We start from the raw sequence: 16,398 nt of genomic DNA, 5'->3' as shown, positions 1-16,398 counted from the left end.
GGTCGAGGTAGCGGTGCGTCCAAAATCGCCGCAGCGCTGGCATAAGAGGTGCCCGAAATGAAAACCCGCCTCCTGAAGACCCCGGATCTGCCCTCACAGACGCTTGGCTGGGCCTCGAACACCCCACCGCACCTGCGCATCGCGCGCCACTGGGTCTCATCGCATGTCAGTTACTCGGCTTGCGGAAATCAAATGCTTCTCAGGCTCTGAGCCCAGCTTCCACGCGAGAGCCCGCTGCGCCCCGTCATCGCGACGACTCGCCGGCGCCGTGGCGCAGTCGTCGCGCGCACATTTCCACCTCGCCGCTGTGTCTTGTCATTTTTGCGTGCGCGCTGCCTGTTAAACTCGGCTCGTCTGACATGTTGCCGGGGGCGGCGGGCGAGGGCGGGTGATGACTCCAGAATGGTGGCACTGGTTGATCGCGGGGATTGCGCTCGTCCTGCTGGAACTGGCGATTCCGGCCTTCTTCGTGATCTGGTTCGGGCTGGGTGCAATCCTCGTCGCGATGGCGCTGCTGCTTGCCGGCGAACTGTCGCTGACGGTGCAGATCGCACTGTGGATCGTCGCTTCGCTTGCCATGGTGGTGCTGTGGTTCCGGGTCTTCAGGCGTGATCGATACAAGACGCTGGTCGGCACGGCCGACGGTACGGTGATCGGCGAGGTTGGCCTGCTGGTTGGCGCGGTGGCGCCGTTCCAGCATGGCAAGGTGCGCTTCCAGCGCCCGGTGCTGGGCGCGGACGAGTGGGTCTGCCTGTCGGAGAGCGCGATCGGCGCGGGCGAGCGGGTGAAGGTGGTGGGGGTGGAAGGCAGCTTCGTCAGGGTGACGAAGGCCTGATGTGGATCTTCGGACAGGAATGAATCAATGAGTGCAGGGCTGGCAATTTCCATCGCGATCCTGGTCTTCGTGCTGATCACCATCGCCAAGGGTGTGCGCCTGGTGGCGCAGGGCGAGGAGTGGGTGGTGGAGCGCCTGGGCAAGTATCACAGCACGTTGCGGCCGGGCCTGAACATCCTGATCCCGTATCTCGACAACGTGGCATACAAGCTCGTCACGAAGGACATCATCCTCGATGTGCAGGAGCAGGAAGTCATCACCCGCGACAACGCGGTGATCCTGACCAACGCCATCGCCTTCGTGAAGGTCACCGACCCGGTGAAGGCCGTGTATGGCGTCACTGATTTTTCCGAGGCGATCCGTAACCTGATCATGACGACGCTGCGTTCCATCGTCGGCGAAATGGAACTGGACGAGGCACTATCGTCGCGCGACAAGATCAAGGCGCGCCTGCGCGAGAGCATCGCCGACGAGGCGGTGGACTGGGGCCTTACCGTGAAGTCGGTGGAGATCCAGGACATCAAGCCGTCCGAGTCCATGCAGCGCGCGATGGAACTGCAAGCCGCCGCGGAGCGGGAGCGCAAGGCGGCAGTGACCAAGGCCGAGGGCGCGAAGCAGGCAGCCATCCTCGAGGCCGAGGCGCGGCTCGAGTCCGCCAAGCGCGACGCCAACGCACAGGTGATGCTGGCCGAGGCTTCGGCCGAGGCGATCCGGCGCGTGACGAGCGCGGTGGGCGACCAGACGGCGCCCATGCTCTACCTGCTGGGCGAGAAATACATTGCCTCGATGCAGGCCCTGGGTCAGGCAGACGGTTCGAAGGTGGTCGTGTTGCCGGCCGACCTGCAGAACGCGCTCAAGGGCCTGATCGGCCGCGCTTGATCCTCGCCGCGCGCGCGGCTGCTCCTGACCTGCCTCGCGCGCTGGACGCGCCGGCGCTCATCCATGCGCCGCACCAGTGTGCCGCCGATCTTTTGATGTTTTCGCGATGCCTTCCGCCCATCCGCTTCTGGCTTTCCTGATCGCTGCGCTCAGTGCGATGGGTCCGTTTTCCATCGATGCCTATCTGCCCGCATTCCCGGCGATGGCTGAGTCGCTCGGCGCGTCGCAACTGCAGGTGCAGCAGACGCTCACTGCCTACCTGCTGGCCTTCGCCTGCATGGTGTTGTGGCATGGCGCGCTCGCCGACCGCTTTGGTCGGCGCTCGGTGCTGCTGGTGTCCACGGCCGTGTTTGCGCTGGCCTCCGCCTTGTGCGCCGTTGCGCCATCGGTGGAGTGGCTGTGGGCGGGGCGCGTCCTGCAAGGCTTGTGCGGTGGCGCGGGAATGGTGGTGGGCCGCGCGGTGATCCGCGACCTGCATGAGGGTGCGCATGCGCAAAGACAACTGTCGCGGGTGATGGTGATCTTCGCCGTCGCGCCTGCCATCGCGCCAATGCTGGGCGCCTGGATGCTGCAGGCGGGTGGATGGCGCAGCATCTTCGTGTTCCTCATGCTGTTCGGCCTGGCGCTGTTCGTGCTGTGCTGGTTCTTCCTGCCGGAGACGCTGGCGCCCGAAGCGCGACAGCCACTACATCCGGTGGGCCTGCTGCGCGCTTACGTCGAGGTTCTGACCGATCGTGCCTTCGTACGCCTCGGCCTCGCGATAGCGCTGAATTTTTCCGGGTTCTTCATCTATGTGCTGGCGGCGCCGGTCTTCGTCATGACCCACCTCGGCCTCGGCGCCAGCGATTTCGGCTGGCTGTTCGTGCCGGCAGTCGGCGGCATGATGCTCGGATCCATGCTGTCGGGCAGGGTGGCAGGCCGTTGGGCGCCGCGGCGCGCGATCGCGATGGGTTTCGGGATCATGATGTTCGCCGTCTTGCTGAACGTGGGGCTCGCGCTGATGCGGCCGCCGGGGTTGCCCTGGTCGATGATCGCCATCCCGATCTACACCCTGGGCATGGCGTTGGCGGCGCCTAGCATGTCGCTCTTCGGGCTCGATCTTTTCCCCGAGCGACGCGGGCTTGCCTCCAGTTGCCAGAGCTTCATGCAGACGGGCGTGAACTCGCTGGTTGCCGGGGTGCTTGCCCCCATGCTGTGGGGCAGCACGCTTACGCTCGCACTCGGTACGGGCCTGTTTCTCGCCCTTTCCCTCCTTGCGCTGCGCGCTCCTGGCCAAGGGCGTCTGCACTGAGCGGCTGGGGCGCACCCGATCGGCAGCCGTCGCAGAAAGCGAGCCGTCGCAAAAAGCGTATTGCGCCGCACAAACCGCTGGTCTAAGGTGAAGCATGTCTCCGCCACACGCCGACTCCTCCCTACGTGTGGATTCCGGCCCGGGCCCAAGCGCGCTCGGGCTTTCTTTTGCGCAGGCTCAGCCGCGCGGTTCCGGCAGCAGGGCCGCGGGCCAGGCGTCTGCCGGCAGATCCTTGTAACGCTCGGGCCATTGCGCCAGCAGCATCTGGATCTCCGGGTCCTCGTCCATCAAGCCTTCGGCCGCCCACTGACGCACGAGGTCGCGACCCCATTGATTGGCGTGGGCATGCCGCTTCAGGTTGTCGACGCGCATCTTCCAGATCGACTCGTCTCTCATCTTGGTGCCCCGCAAAAGCCGAAAGCCCGGCAAATGTGCATTTGGCGGGCTTTCTGGATGTTCTGGCGGAGAGGGCGGGATTCGAACCCGCGTTGGGATATTATCCCAAACACGCTTTCCAGGCGTGCGACTTAAACCACTCATCCACCTCTCCGTGGAAGCCGCGCATTCTAGCGGCAAAGGAATGGAGGGGGAAGTCCCGCCGGCGTGTTTTTGCGGCTGTGCGGCAGGATTCGGTATGGAGGAGGGAGCGTCGCTACATCGGCCGCGGTCCGGAGTGAATATGGTGCCCAGCGGAGGGAAGCCTTGGCTGGGCTCCGGTAGTCGAACGAGAACAACATGAGTGAACAACGCAACGTCCTTGGCGGGCTGCTGCTTGCCTGCAGTTATGCACCGTTGACCGGCTTCTACCGCACCGGGTGCTGTGAGACCGGGCCGGAGGATCTGGGGCGCCATCTGGTGTGCGTGCGCGTGACGGCAGAGTTCCTGGCCTTTTCGAAACGCGCGGGCAACGACCTGTCGACCCCGCGTCCGGAGTATCGCTTTGCCGGCCTGAAGCCGGGCGACCGCTGGTGTTTGTGTGCGCTGCGCTGGAAGGAGGCGCTGGGAGCGGGCGTCGCTCCCCCGGTCGTGCTGGAGGCGACCAACGAACTGACGCTGCGCCTCGTCGATCTCGATACGCTCAAGGCGCATGCCCATGGCGCGCCGCTGGGGCCGGCGTCCTGAGCAGGGACGCCTGGGCCGCCCGCCGCGGCTGGCGTAGATCCGGGTGGCGCGGCGCCGTGGTCCATGTGATGATCCGCTACATGCCGCTCAGATCCTCTAGGGCGTCTACCACCAGGCCGGTGCCGAGCGCGATGAGCAGGATGTCTGCGCCGACGCGCACGTATTTGTGCATGGTGGGCGCGTGGCCAAGCTCCAGCAGCAGTGCGGAGGGCAGGTCGTAGTAGACCACGTCCCGTGGCAGGCGCTCGCCGATGCGCCACCGTTTGGCGAGGCCCGGCGGCATGCAGCCATTGCGCTTCTTGGCCAGCCCCGGGGGGCAGTGTCCGCGGCGGAATTCCTCAGCGTAGTAGTTCCGTACGACGACGCGCTGACGATCCTCGAAATACCGGTGTTCGCGAACACTTTCGCGCCGCCGGTCGCGTTGGTCGCGATCGGTACGATCGTCGCGGTCCCTGACGCCGCGATCATCGGGGCGCCCTGGGTTCCGGCCATTGTCGGCGTCGCGGTGGTTGCGGACATCACGATTGCCCTTCTCACGGGGCGCACCCGCATCACGCTTGTCGTGCTTCTCATGTTGTTCCGGTTTCCCGCCCTTTCCGCCACCGGCGAAATCGGGCTTTTCGGCCAGCGCGGGAGCGCTGGCGAGCAGGCCCGACAACGCCAATGCCAGCACACCGCGTCGAGCCAATCTGGATCGCGACATGATTCCATCCTCCCTGCGAAAGGGCTCCAGGAGCGGAGCGAAGTTCATGCATGCATGTTACGCGCGCCCGCTGCGAGGTTGGAGGTGGCCACGCTGTCGATGCATTTTTCCCGCACCCCGCATGATGGATTGCACAACGGCTGGCAGAAAGAGACCGGGGCGCCTCGACCATCGGTCGCAAGCCGCTCCGCAACGGCTGCCGCAGGCGTCAGCGCAGGCCGACGATGATGCTGAGCATCAACGCAAGCACCACGAGAAGCGCGAGCCATGCGACGACCCCCAGTGCCAGCACGAAGGAGCCCATCAGCCGCCCCTTGCCGTGGTCGGTAATGCCGAACAGCGGGCAGACGCCATGGAAGATCAGCGCAGCCGATCCCAGCCAGGCCACCGCCACGACTACACCGACAACCCAGGCCGACGGCACGAACAGTGCCAGCGAGGACAGCCACAACGGTGTCGGTGCGATGGCGGCAAGCATGAAAGCGTCATGGAAGCCAGGGCTGGCATCCACGAGTTCGCCCATGTCCTGGATGATGGAGGCCATCAGAAACACCATCAGCAGTTGCGCTACATACAGGGCGACGGCGGCCGCAAAGGCTTCGGACGCGCTCAATGCCGGCACGAGCTGCGGAAACACCGCGCCCGGTGACACCTCCATGGAATAGGTCACCATCGCCGGCGCCAGCAGCGACAGCGGCATCACATATAGAACGAACAGCCACGCAACCGTCGGATGGATGCGCTGGAGTTCGGACCAGCCCTCGGAATACGAGTAGAACATCTTCGGAAGGTCATGCAGGGTCATGATCGTCTCCTCGACCCGGATTCATCCCCTGTCTTCGCCCCCCATTGTTGGCGCCGGAGATCCGCCTGAACCCGGAGCCCGCACGGGCGAGCCTGTACGGATCCCTCGAGGGCAAATCTCCGACGACAAGGTAGACAAGCGTGCGCCGTTTCGGTGCCCGCGCGTCGCCGACAATTCGGTCGATGCGTGATTCAGTGGGAGGCGACGGGGAGTCGCACGCTGACGCGCAGGCCGCCGAGGGCGGGTGCGCGGCTGTAATGCACGCTGCCCTCATACTGCGCGACGATGTCGCCGACGATCGCCAGCCCGAGGCCGTGGCCCGGCCGACTCTCGTCGCTGCGCAGGCCGGCAGTGCCGAGCCGCTGACGCATCTCTTCCGCGACGCCCGGACCGTCGTCATCGATGTGACAGGCAAGTTCGCCGGGTGCCACGCTGGCGTCGATCGATACGCGAACGTGGTGGTGCGCCCATTTGCACGCGTTGTCCAGGAGGTTGCCGAACAGTTCCAGCATGTCCTCCCGATCCACCGGGAAGCGGCAGTCCGGCACGTCGAGTTCGATGGTGATGCGCTTGTCGGCATGCAGGCGGTGCAATGCCTCGGCAAGCGCGCCCAGTTGGCTGCGGGCATCGAAATATTCCCGCGTCGGCCCGGCGCCCGCCAGACGCGCACGATGAAGCTCCCGTTCGATCGTCGAACGCATCGTGTCGATCTGGGCGTACAGCGCTTCGGCATGGGCGATGTCTCCGCGCGCCTCGATTTCCTCTGCCGTCTGGGCGAGCACCGCGAGCGGGGTCTTCAGCGCGTGCGAGAGGTTTCCTGCTGCGTGGCGGATGCGGCCCAGGCGTTGGGTGTGATGGTGGGCAAGCCGGTTCACCGCATCGATCATCGGCTGGACCTCGACCGGCGCCTCGCCGTCCAGCGTGGTGGCCTCACCCCTCTCCATACGGCGGCACGCGTCCACCGCATCGCCCAGAGGGGCAAGGCCGCGCACCAGCATCCTGCGTTGCAGGGCCAGCAGCAGGACGAGCGCCACGCCGACCCCGCCGAGCATGCGAGCGCGAAAGGCTGCGATGGCATCGTCGATGGTCGTGATGTCCTCGGCCACCGTGATGTCGATGTCCTGGCCCTGGGCATCGCCCGGGTAATGGCCCGCCAACGCGAGCAGGCGTTGCCCCGCCGGGCCGGGAAGGTGCGAGATGGATTCCTCGTTGCTCGCGGGCGAAGGTGGCAGTGGCACATCGGCGTCCCACATGGAGCGCGACCGGAGCACCTGATCACCCCTTCGAACGAGGTAGTAATGCCCGGAAAGCGGCAACTCGTAGGCCGGCCCCGTCGCGCCGCTGAGGGCCGCCTCGAGAGCGCCTGACCCGGCAGGGGCCTCGATCGCACGCACAAGGAGCTGATCGGCGTCATGGCGCAGTCGCGATGCCACGTACTCTTCGACCAGTGTGCGGGGGAAACCCTGCAGTCCCAGTGCAAGCGCTGCGCCGGCGATCAAGAGGACGATCGCAAGCGACAGGGAGAGGCGACGCAGCAGGGAGTTCATGGTGTCAGTCGCTTGCCCGTTCGGCGTCAGGTATCCCGGCGCAGCAGGTAACCCTGGCCGCGACGCGTCTCGATGCAGTCGTGCCCGAGCAGGGACCGCAAGCGCTTCACGTACACTTCGATCACGTTGCTGTCGCGCTCGCTGTCGTAGTCATACACGTGCTCGGCAAGCCGCGTCTTGGACAGCACTTCGCCGGGATGGCGCATGAAGTAACGCAGCAGACGAAACTCCGTGCCGGTCAGCGCCTGCTCGCGCCCGTGTTCGTCGACGAGGCACTGGCGCGCCTCGTCCAGCCGCCATCCGCCCACGCGCAGTTCGGGCGCATTCACCGGCGCGGCCCGCCGCAGCAGGGCCTGTATGCGTGCCAGCAGTTCTTCGGCGTGAAAAGGTTTGCCGAGGTAGTCGTCGGCGCCCGCCTGCAAACCCTCGACGCGTTCGGCCCAGCCGTCGCGTGCGGTGAGGATGAGCACGGGGACGGTATTGGCGGCGGCGCGCCAGTCGCGCAGTACCGCAAGGCCCGGCTTGCGCGGCAGGCCGAGGTCGAGGATCACCGCATCGTAAGGCTCGGTGCCGCCCAGGTGGGCGGCGTCGATCCCGTCGGCGACGAGATCGACGGCATACCCTTCCTGTGCGAGCCGATTTCGCAGCCTGTCGCCCAGCACGGCATCATCTTCGACAAGCAGCAGGCGCATGGCTTATCTCGTCTTGCGGCTCAGCACTTCGCCGGTGGCGGCGTCAAGCTCGAGCTTGTGTACGCGGTTGGCGTCGTCGATGAGCTTGACCTCGTACGTGTAGCGGTTGCCTCCGCGTTCGAGCTCGACTTCGACCACCTGGCCGGGCTGCGCGGTACGACTGCGGGCAAGGATCTCCTCCATCGGCAGGATCTTGCCTTCTTCGCGCAACTTGCGGACGTCGTCGGCGCGCGGCCTGTCGTCAGCCCGGGCCGGCAGCGCGGTGACCCAAGCCACTCCGACGACAAGGGCGAAGAGGACCGAAGACAACTTGATGGGGAAGGTGGAGAAGGCAGGACGGGCTTTCATGGACTGGCTCCTGTAAGACGCCACCAGAGGGTGGACGGAGCGCACTATGAAACAGGGCACCTGAACCCTGCCTGAAAGCCGCCCGCCAGAAGAAGGAGTTTCGGGCGCGCGGGATGAAGACGCATCATGCGCGTCATAACAGGGCGACATTGTCCTTTTCGCCGCGCTCATAAACCACGTTGGCGCGGCCCACGATCAACGGGTCCAGCGGGCCGATCCGCTCAAGGCTCTTGTTGGCATACGGCAGCTTGTGCAGCACATAGCGCAAGGCATTGAGGCGCGCACGCTTCTTGCAATCGGACTTCACCACCGTCCACGGCGCGTCGGCAGTGTCAGTGTAGAAGAACATCGCTTCCTTCGCCTTCGTGTAGTCGTCCCACTTGTCGAGGGAGGCGAGGTCGATGGGCGACAGCTTCCATTGCTTCAGCGGATGGACCTCGCGCTCCTTGAAGCGACGGCGTTGTTCCTCTCGGCTCACCGAGAACCAGAACTTGATCAGATGGATGCCGCTGCGCACCAGATTGCGCTCGAATTCGGGCGCCTGGCGCATGAACTCTGCGTACTCGTCCGCCGTGCAGAACCCCATGACCCGCTCGACCCCCGCCCGGTTGTACCAGGAGCGGTCGAAGAGCACGATCTCGCCGGCAGTCGGCAGATGCTGGATGTAGCGCTGGAAGTACCACTGGCCGCGCTCGGTCTCCGTCGGCTTTTCCAGCGCGACCACGCGAGCACCGCGCGGGTTCAGGTGTTCCATGACGCGCTTGATGGTGCCGCCCTTGCCAGCAGCGTCGCGGCCCTCGAACAGGATGACGACGCGCTGGCCGGTTTCCTTTACCCAGGCCTGTAACTTGAGCAATTCCACCTGCAGCCGGTATTTCTCCTTTTCATAGTTCTTGCGCGACATCAGGTTCCGGTACGGGTAGCCGCCGCTGCGCCAGTCGTCGGACAACTCGTCGTCCGGGCTGACCGGACGCTTCGCCACCACCACAGGAGCCTCCCGGAACAGCGACTCGCGCAGCGCGGCGATATCGTCCGGCGACGAGCCGGCGAGGATCGCCTCGAGTGACTTCCTGATTGCGCCGATATCGCGCCTGTCCGATTGCAGTATGTCGGTCACCGCCGTGATTTGCGAATCGGTCGCTGCGGAGATGGCCTGTTCGATTTCGAAACGTTCGATCGCGGGCGGAGTGAATTCGGGCGCGGTGTCTCCCGCGCCCACCCGGCGTGGCTGCACGGCCCCGCCTGCAATGAGTTCAGAATCCGTCGCAGTGGGCGCGGAGCCGGCGCTGTGGGCGGGAGTGGACTTCCTTGGCGTCGCCATTGAATCTTCTCCTGATGCGGTTGGGGGTGCTGTTCGATCCGTGCTTCATGAGGATTGTAATCCGGTCGCCACCCGATGGCGGTGTGCTGCGGTCGCGCCACTCGGAGTCGACCTGCATCGGCCAGCGGGTAGAATGCGCCCCCGTTCATCGACACCCGCGGGCCGGCGCGACGGCCTGAAGAATGCCATGCCTCTCACTCCAGAAGCCCGATCCCTGCTCGACATGGCTTACCGCGTGGGCGCGCCGCGTTTTCATGACCTGTCCGTCGATCAGGCGCGTCGCTCATTCCAGAAGCTGCACTACGCCTTCCGCGGCGAAGGGCCTGCGGTCGCCTCGACGATCGAGGTGCCGATCCCGCGGCCCGATGGCTCGACCATGCTCGCGCGCCTCTATCGTCCGCTGCAAAGCCATGCCGCCGAGCCGCTGCCGGCGCTGATCTGGTTCCACGGGGGTGGCTGGTGCGTGGGCGATGTGGCCAGCCACGATGTCCTCTGCCGCGAACTGAGCAATCAGTCCGGTTGCGCGGTGCTGTCGGTCGAATACCGCCTCGCGCCCGAGCATCCCTTCCCGGCGGCGAGCGATGATGCGCGACTTGCCTTCGACTGGGTTCAGGCGCAGGCGGAGTTGCTGGGTGTCGACGCGACCCGCCTCGCCCTTGGAGGCGACAGCGCCGGCGGCAACCTGTCGCTGGTGACGGCGCTCGCGCTGAGGGACGAGGCGGGACCTCAGCCGGGCTTCCTGCTGCTGATTTATCCCAGCACCGAGATCGTCAGCGAGCGGCCTTCCCGTAGCCGCTACGCCGATGGGTATTTCCTGGATCGCGGCACGCTGGACTGGTTCTTCGGACACTATCTGCCCTGCGGCAGCACAGAGGACTGGCGTGCCTCCCCGATGCGCGCCGCATCCGTGGCCGGTCTGCCCCCCATGCTGCTGCTGAGCGCCGAATTCGACCCCTTGGTGGATGACTGTGCGGCATTCGCCGAGCGTGTCCGGGCCGAAGGTGGAGAGGTCGTCTACGAGGAGGTGGCCGGGGTGATCCATGGCTATTTCACCCTCGGCAAATGCTTTCCGGAGGCGCGCAGCAGTGTTGCGCGAGCGGCACGTGCGCTGGGCGAGCGGTTGAAGGCTGCGCGCCCAGCGTAGAATGAGGTGCCCTCGGCGCGGCCGGCCCGGCCGCTGAGGGCGCCCATCGCATGGCGCAAGCCGTGAGCAGCATCGCGAACCATCGGAAGAATGCATCATGCACACACCGACCGTGGCACAAGTGCCCCCTGAACAGGGTGCAGACCAGGCCCATGAGCACAAGGGGGGCATCGTCGGCCTCGTGGTTTCAGCGATCGGGGTGGTGTATGGCGACATCGGCACGAGTCCGTTGTACACCTTGAAGGAAGTGTTCAACGGACCGCATGCGGTTCCTGTCACCCAGGCGAATGTATACGGCATCCTCTCGCTCATCTTCTGGGCGCTGATGCTGGTCGTCTCGGCGAAGTACGTGATGTTCATCACGCGTGCAGACAACCGTGGCGAGGGCGGCATCATGGCGCTGATGTCCCTGGCCTTGCGGGTGGTCGAGCCGGGCCGCAGGGCGTGGCTGCTGTCGGTGCTGGGGGTGTTCGGTGCGGCGCTGTTCTACGGTGACGGAATGATCACGCCCGCCATCTCCGTGCTGTCGGCGGTGGAGGGGCTGGAAGTGGCGACGCCGGCGTTTCGTCCCTTCGTCATTCCGGTTGCGCTGGTGGTGCTGATCGCGCTCTTTCTGATGCAGCGGCGCGGCACGGCCAGCGTGGGGGCGATCTTCGGCCCGGTGATGTTGTGCTGGTTCTGCGTGCTGGCGGCGCTCGGTGTCAGCGGCATCATGCTCCATCCCGAGATCCTGCGGGCGCTCAATCCGGCATGGGCTTTCGGTTTCCTCGGCGAGCGCCCGCTGCTGGGCTGGCTGGCGCTGGGTGCCGTCGTGCTGGCGATCACCGGCGGAGAAGCCCTCTACGCGGACATGGGGCACTTCGGCAGGCGGCCCATCAAGTTGGGCTGGTTCCTGTTCGTCTTCCCGGCCCTGTACGTGAATTACCTCGGACAAGGGGCGCTGATCCTCGACCACGCCGACAACGTCAGCAATCCGTTCTACATGCTGGTTCCGGATCCGCTGCTCTATCCGATGGTCGGTCTGTCCACGTTGGCCACCATCATCGCCAGCCAGGCGGTGATTTCCGGCGCCTTTTCGCTCACCCATCAGGCAATGCAGCTCGGTTATGCGCCGCGGATGCGTACCTTGCACACGTCCGAGCGGGAGATCGGCCAGATCTATGTGCCCGGAATCAACTTCATGCTGCTCGGCGCGGTCGTCGCGCTGGTGGTGGGCTTCCAGTCCTCCAGCGCGCTTGCCTCGGCGTATGGGATTGCCGTCACGCTGACGATGATGATCGACACCGTGCTCGCCTTTGTCGTGGTACGCGGGTTGTGGAAATGGGGAGCGGTCCCTTCGATGCTGTTCCTCGCCATCTTCGTGACCGTCGATGTCGCGTTCTTTTCCGCCAACCTGATCAAGGTCCTCGCGGGGGGCTGGTTTCCGCTGATGATAGGCGCGGCCATCTTCACGCTGCTCACCACTTGGAAGCGCGGCCGCACGATCCTCAACGAGCGCGTCCGCAGCGACACGATCCCGCTGGAGGTGTTCATCCGCTCGATGTTCCACGAACCACCGCCTCGCGTCGCCGGGACGGCGGTCTTCATGACAACCTGGATCGACGGTGTGCCGCGCGCGCTGCTGCACAACCTGTTGCACAACAAGGTGCTGCACGAGCGCGTGCTGCTGGTGAAGGTCGATACTGCCGACGTGCCCTATGTAGCGGAAGCGGAGCGCGTGCAGGTGACCGAACTGGATTTCGGCTTCTTCCAGGTTCGCATCCGCTATGGCTTCAAGGATGAGCCGGACATCCCTGCCGCGTTGCAATTGTGCGAGGCGAAGGGTTTGCGCTACAAACCCATGGAAACGTCGTTCTTCCTCGGGCGCGAGACACTGGTATCGCGCGTCGGGTCCGGGATGGCGCGATGGCGCGAGCGGCTCTTCATCGTGATGTTCCGCAACGCCGGGAGCGCTGCGGATTATTTCCGCATTCCGCCGAACCGCGTCGTCGAGATGGGAACCCAGGTCGAGCTGTAGCCCGCGCTGCGGGCTGCAAGCTCAGTCATCCACTGACCGCCGCCAGCATTTCCTGCTTGGTGACCCGCGCTGCTTCGATCACCGGTTCGAATTCGCTGCGATCGACGCCGCCGGTGCAGATGCTCAGCAGATCGGGACGGCGTGTCGAGCCGAGCATGGTGTCGAAGGGATTGGGCGTTTCCGCTGCCAGCGAGGCAATGAACAGCACGTCGCTGAGGTTGGTAGGCGGCCAGACGTCTCCGAACAGTTCTGCGTCGTCGAAGGCCTCGACGATGGTCTCGGGCAGGTCGAAGGCATCCATCAAGGCGTGACCAACGGCGCTGCCCCAGGTTGCGACGAACTCCGCAAAGCGGTTGATGTCTCCCTCGAGGGCGGGATAATCCGCCGCCCGCGCAAGCAGGTAGAACTGCCCGATGGTCCGCATCAGGCCGGCAAGTAGCGCGCTGTCGGGGTTGGCGACCTTGAGTTGCGCGGACAGCGCGTAGGACCAGCAGGCCACGTCCACGCTATGCAGCCACAGGCCCGAGGCGATCAACCGCATGCGACTGGAGCGATGGTCCTTGGCCAGTTGTTCGGCGGCTACCGCATAGGCGAGACAGCGCAGCGCCGCCAGTCCGACACGCGTCACCGCGTCGTTGACGGTGGCGATCTGTGCCTGGTACGGATTGAGCTGAACCGTGTTGGCCATGCGCAGGATCTTGGCACTGAGCAAGGGTTCGGCGCGGACTGCGGTGGCGATGTCACCGAGCGACGAATTGGGATCGTCGGCGAGCTGCTTGATGCGCATCGAGAGCTCGAGCACGGTCGGGAAGCTAAGCCGCCCGTCCTGGAGTTCCTGTTCGATCTGCGCCTTGAAGGCGGCCAGTTGCTGCGCGAATTCGTCCATGAAGAAGCTGTCGCATGAGAAGTGGCCGCTAGTTTAACCTCTCGGGATTGCCGCCGAATACGGCACGTCACATCCTTCGCGTGTCGCTGGACCGCGGCACGCAGCGCGGCAGGTGGGGGCGCAGTCGACTATGGGGCATTGAAAGGGTTGGGCTGGCGGATCTGGGCGCTGCGGAGCGACAGTGCTAAGGTGCGGTCCGGCCGGGATGGGCGCTCGTGGGCGGGTCCATCAAGGCTGCCACGACGTCGCGAAAGCACGAAGCCAGGCCTGCCCGATCGCAACCAGAGTGAAAGACGAAGGAATGAACGACGAGGACTACATGCGCGCGGCGCTTGATCAGGCGCGCGAGGCGGGAGCCTGCGACGAGGTGCCGGTGGGCGCGGTGGTCGTGCTCGACGGCGAGATCGTCGGCTACGGTTTCAACCAGCCGATCGGTCGCCACGATCCGACCGCGCATGCCGAGATCATGGCGCTGCGGGACGCGGCGGCGCGGCTGGGCAACTACCGGCTGCCCGGCTGCGAGCTTTACGTGACCCTGGAGCCCTGCGCGATGTGCGCCGGGGCGATCATGCATGCGCGCGTCGCGCGGGTGGTGTTCGGGGCGCGCGACCCGAAGACGGGCGTGGCCGGCAGCGTGATCGACCTCTTCGCCGAGGAGCGCCTGAACCACCATGCGGAAGTCAGCGGGGGTGTGCTGGGCGAGGAGTGCGGCAGCCTGCTGTCGAACTTTTTTGCCAGCCGCCGCCGCCGGACGTTGACGGCTTGAAGGCGGCGGGCAGCATGCACATCCGCATCGATCTCGGCCGGCAGACGCTGCAGCTCCACGCCGCCGATGGTGCCTGCATCCGACGTTACTTCATCTCGAGCGCGCTGAATGGTGCCGGGGAGGTGGAGGGCAGCGGCTGCACGCCGCGCGGCCGGCATCGCATCCGGGCGAAGATTGGCGCCGGCGCAGCGGTCGGCACGGTATTTCGCGGGCGCCGCCCGACGGGTGAGCGGTGGACCGATGGATTTGCGGCCGAGCATCCGGGGCGAGACTGGATCCTGAGCCGAATCCTGTGGCTATGCGGCGAGGAACCGGGGCGCAACAGGCTCGGCGGAGTCGATACGATGCGCCGCTATATCTACATCCATGGCACGGGCGACGACCAGCCGATGGGCGTGCCGCGATCACACGGCTGCATCCGCATGCGCAATCGCGATGTGATCGAGCTTTATGACCTGGTGCCTGCCGGCACGTCGGTGGAGATCGTGGAATGAAAGGCTTGCAGGATGATCTGCGCATCGACCTGATGGACTGGTGCGAGGCTGCGCCGCTGGCGACACCGCTGCGACACCGGGTGTTCGTCGTCGAGCAGGGCGTGCCGCCCGAACTCGAGATGGACGCGCTGGATTCAAGTTGCCGGCATGCCGTCGTGCGCAACGCCGCCGGGGATGTGATCGCTACCGGCCGCCTGCTGCCCGACGGGCACATCGGGCGCATGGCGGTGGCGGCCGCCTGGCGCAAGCGCGGTGTCGGCGGCGTCGTGCTCGAGGCACTCGTCGCAGAGGCTGCCGCGCGCGGCATGGGAGAAGTGGTGCTGAACGCCCAGGTGCATGCCGAGCCGTTTTACCGCCGGCACGGATTTGCCGCCGAGGGTGAGATCTTCATGGAGGCGGGCATTGCCCACCGCGCGATGCGCCGCCCGCTCAGCGCGCGAGCCTGAAGTCGTGGCGCACTTGGCTGCGAAGCGCGCCGGTCTCATCCCAGGTCCATTCCTTGAACTGGGCACGGCCCTGGCGATCGATCGTGACCAGGCTGGAGCAGCGGGTGCCGTAGCCTGGTGCGTGAATGAAGGTGGAAGACAGCAGGCGCTCCCATTCCAGGCTGACGCCGGTGCGCGGCAGATCGTCGTCGGCGGCGACCGTGCGATCGCACAGCAAGGCAAGCACATCTTCCTCGGCCGGCAGGCTCGGCAGGCATTCGGCCAGAAGGCGTCGTGCGCGGCTGAGCTTGGGCCACGGCGTGTCCAGCAGATGATTGGACAAGCCATACACGCCGGGCTCCAGCAGGCGCACCGAGCCGCTGGTGCTCTCGTGGATGCCCATGGTCTCGCCATCGCTCACCAGCAGGTTGAAGCCGGCATAGCGCACACTCTCGGCGGCAACGGCTTGCAGGGTTGCGAGGGTGCCCGCATCCTGCTCGAGCGCCTGCCGCACCAGCGCGCCGCGCGAGGGGGCGTTGGTGTGTCGTCGGCTGGGGTCGCGGTAGTTGGTGAGCGCGGCAAAGCGCCCGTTGCGCGCGACACCCATCCACGTGCCGCCGGCTTCAAGGTCGCGGCCGGCAAGCAGGTCGGGCGAATCCTGCCACCAGTGGGCAGGCATGGCGGGGCGGTCCAGGTACTCGTCACGGTTGGCGACCACCACCAGCGGGAAATCGGCGTGGACGCGCCAGGCAAATGCGATCAGGCACATGGAACGAAGCGCTCCACATGGCGTTTGCCGTCGTCAGTCAGCAGGCTGGTGATGCGCGCAGCCTCGACTTCCTCGCGCAGGGCCGCGTCGAAGGCGGCGGCGTCACTGACGTCGTCGTAGATTTCCATCCAGGTCTGGGGATCGTCGGCCCGTTGCAGCAGGCGCCCGGTCACGCCGGCGCGGCGCGTGAGCGCCGCCTGCAGCCTGCCTATGGTGGCGACCGCGACTGCGCGCGAAATGTCGGTTCTGACCCGGTAGTAGATGTAGTAGCTGACCAAGGGCTCACGCCTTCCGTGCAAGGGCACACGATCAAGGGGTTGCGCTCGCGCCCGCGCTGGGGCAGGGCGGGGCGGG

General features: G+C 65.9%; 19 protein-coding genes and 1 tRNA gene. 9 read left to right on the top strand and 11 right to left on the bottom strand.

What is annotated here, in order from left to right:
- Positions 1-391: 391 nt before the first annotated feature.
- The 3 genes from GH664_RS21205 to GH664_RS21195 all read left to right on the top strand — a co-directional run bounded on the left by GH664_RS21205 (position 392) and on the right by GH664_RS21195 (position 3,005).
- Positions 392-835 (top strand): NfeD family protein, encoded by a 444-nt coding sequence (locus tag GH664_RS21205; protein ID WP_153170108.1) that lies wholly within the window; start codon positions 392-394, stop codon positions 833-835.
- Between the two features lie 27 nt (positions 836-862).
- Positions 863-1,714: an SPFH domain-containing protein gene (locus tag GH664_RS21200; protein ID WP_153170107.1), complete on the top strand. Its 852-nt coding sequence runs from the start codon at positions 863-865 to the stop codon at positions 1,712-1,714.
- A 106-nt stretch (positions 1,715-1,820) separates the two neighbouring features.
- A complete protein-coding gene (locus GH664_RS21195) occupies positions 1,821-3,005 on the top strand; it encodes a multidrug effflux MFS transporter (RefSeq protein WP_153170106.1) in 1,185 nt (394 codons plus the stop codon).
- 177 nt (positions 3,006-3,182) lie between these two features.
- Here the strand turns inward: GH664_RS21195 and GH664_RS21190 are convergent, their stop codons facing one another.
- Both GH664_RS21190 and GH664_RS21185 read right to left on the bottom strand, forming a co-directional pair.
- Positions 3,183-3,401, bottom strand: a complete 219-nt coding sequence (locus GH664_RS21190; RefSeq protein ID WP_153170105.1) for a hypothetical protein — start codon at positions 3,399-3,401, stop codon at positions 3,183-3,185.
- A 63-nt stretch (positions 3,402-3,464) separates the two neighbouring features.
- Positions 3,465-3,555 (bottom strand) — tRNA-Ser (locus GH664_RS21185).
- Between the two features lie 185 nt (positions 3,556-3,740).
- Between GH664_RS21185 and GH664_RS21180 the strand changes: the two genes are divergently transcribed.
- Positions 3,741-4,127 (top strand): DUF2237 family protein, encoded by a 387-nt coding sequence (locus GH664_RS21180; RefSeq protein ID WP_153170104.1) that lies wholly within the window; start codon positions 3,741-3,743, stop codon positions 4,125-4,127.
- 76 nt (positions 4,128-4,203) lie between these two features.
- Here the strand turns inward: GH664_RS21180 and GH664_RS21175 are convergent, their stop codons facing one another.
- The 6 genes from GH664_RS21175 to ppk2 all read right to left on the bottom strand — a co-directional run bounded on the left by GH664_RS21175 (position 4,204) and on the right by ppk2 (position 9,543).
- On the bottom strand, positions 4,204-4,830 hold the full coding sequence (locus tag GH664_RS21175; RefSeq protein WP_153170103.1) for a hypothetical protein: 627 nt from the start codon (positions 4,828-4,830) through the stop codon (positions 4,204-4,206).
- A 208-nt stretch (positions 4,831-5,038) separates the two neighbouring features.
- On the bottom strand, positions 5,039-5,635 hold the full coding sequence (locus tag GH664_RS21170) for a Yip1 family protein (RefSeq protein WP_153170102.1): 597 nt from the start codon (positions 5,633-5,635) through the stop codon (positions 5,039-5,041).
- Between the two features lie 191 nt (positions 5,636-5,826).
- A complete protein-coding gene (locus GH664_RS21165; RefSeq protein WP_153170101.1) occupies positions 5,827-7,182 on the bottom strand; it encodes a sensor histidine kinase in 1,356 nt (451 codons plus the stop codon).
- Between the two features lie 26 nt (positions 7,183-7,208).
- Positions 7,209-7,874, bottom strand: coding sequence for a response regulator transcription factor (locus tag GH664_RS21160; RefSeq protein WP_153170100.1), 666 nt, complete (start codon positions 7,872-7,874; stop codon positions 7,209-7,211).
- A 3-nt stretch (positions 7,875-7,877) separates the two neighbouring features.
- On the bottom strand, positions 7,878-8,222 hold the full coding sequence (locus GH664_RS21155; protein WP_153170099.1) for a PepSY domain-containing protein: 345 nt from the start codon (positions 8,220-8,222) through the stop codon (positions 7,878-7,880).
- Between the two features lie 133 nt (positions 8,223-8,355).
- Complete coding sequence (ppk2, locus tag GH664_RS21150) at positions 8,356-9,543, bottom strand: polyphosphate kinase 2 (RefSeq protein ID WP_153170098.1); 1,188 nt, start codon at positions 9,541-9,543, stop codon at positions 8,356-8,358.
- Positions 9,544-9,730: 187 nt separating this feature from the next.
- Between ppk2 and GH664_RS21145 the strand changes: the two genes are divergently transcribed.
- Together GH664_RS21145 and GH664_RS21140 are read left to right on the top strand one after the other, a co-directional pair.
- Complete coding sequence (locus GH664_RS21145; RefSeq protein ID WP_153170097.1) at positions 9,731-10,687, top strand: alpha/beta hydrolase; 957 nt, start codon at positions 9,731-9,733, stop codon at positions 10,685-10,687.
- 97 nt (positions 10,688-10,784) lie between these two features.
- Positions 10,785-12,704 carry a potassium transporter Kup gene (locus GH664_RS21140; RefSeq protein WP_153170096.1) on the top strand — a complete coding sequence of 640 codons (1,920 nt, stop codon included), beginning with the start codon at positions 10,785-10,787 and terminating at the stop codon, positions 12,702-12,704.
- 25 nt (positions 12,705-12,729) lie between these two features.
- Here GH664_RS21140 and GH664_RS21135 read toward each other — a convergent pair whose 3' ends face one another.
- Complete coding sequence (locus tag GH664_RS21135; RefSeq protein WP_153170095.1) at positions 12,730-13,590, bottom strand: HDOD domain-containing protein; 861 nt, start codon at positions 13,588-13,590, stop codon at positions 12,730-12,732.
- 301 nt (positions 13,591-13,891) lie between these two features.
- Between GH664_RS21135 and tadA the strand changes: the two genes are divergently transcribed.
- The 3 genes from tadA to GH664_RS21120 are packed head-to-tail and all read left to right on the top strand — an operon-like array spanning position 13,892 to position 15,296.
- Positions 13,892-14,356 (top strand): tRNA adenosine(34) deaminase TadA, encoded by a 465-nt coding sequence (tadA, locus tag GH664_RS21130; protein WP_153170111.1) that lies wholly within the window; start codon positions 13,892-13,894, stop codon positions 14,354-14,356.
- Between the two features lie 14 nt (positions 14,357-14,370).
- On the top strand, positions 14,371-14,850 hold the full coding sequence (locus GH664_RS21125) for a L,D-transpeptidase (protein WP_153170094.1): 480 nt from the start codon (positions 14,371-14,373) through the stop codon (positions 14,848-14,850).
- A 32-nt stretch (positions 14,851-14,882) separates the two neighbouring features.
- On the top strand, positions 14,883-15,296 hold the full coding sequence (locus GH664_RS21120; RefSeq protein WP_368857364.1) for a GNAT family N-acetyltransferase: 414 nt from the start codon (positions 14,883-14,885) through the stop codon (positions 15,294-15,296).
- On the opposite strand, the gene GH664_RS21115 is transcribed toward GH664_RS21120, so the two are convergent.
- Together GH664_RS21115 and GH664_RS21110 are read right to left on the bottom strand one after the other, a co-directional pair.
- Complete coding sequence (locus GH664_RS21115) at positions 15,280-16,044, bottom strand: NRDE family protein (protein ID WP_153170092.1); 765 nt, start codon at positions 16,042-16,044, stop codon at positions 15,280-15,282. The genes GH664_RS21120 and GH664_RS21115 overlap by 17 nt on opposite strands.
- Positions 16,035-16,322: a DUF4936 family protein gene (locus tag GH664_RS21110; RefSeq protein WP_228111654.1), complete on the bottom strand. Its 288-nt coding sequence runs from the start codon at positions 16,320-16,322 to the stop codon at positions 16,035-16,037. Before GH664_RS21110 ends, GH664_RS21115 begins: the two co-directional genes overlap by 10 nt.
- Between the last annotated feature and the right edge of the window lie 76 nt (positions 16,323-16,398).

Origin of the sequence: Thauera sp. 2A1, assembly GCF_009469595.2 — a bacterium.
GTDB lineage: Bacteria > Pseudomonadota > Gammaproteobacteria > Burkholderiales > Rhodocyclaceae > Thauera.
The sequence above is the reverse complement of the archived record's forward strand: the minus strand, read 5'-3'. Positions and strand labels throughout refer to the sequence as shown.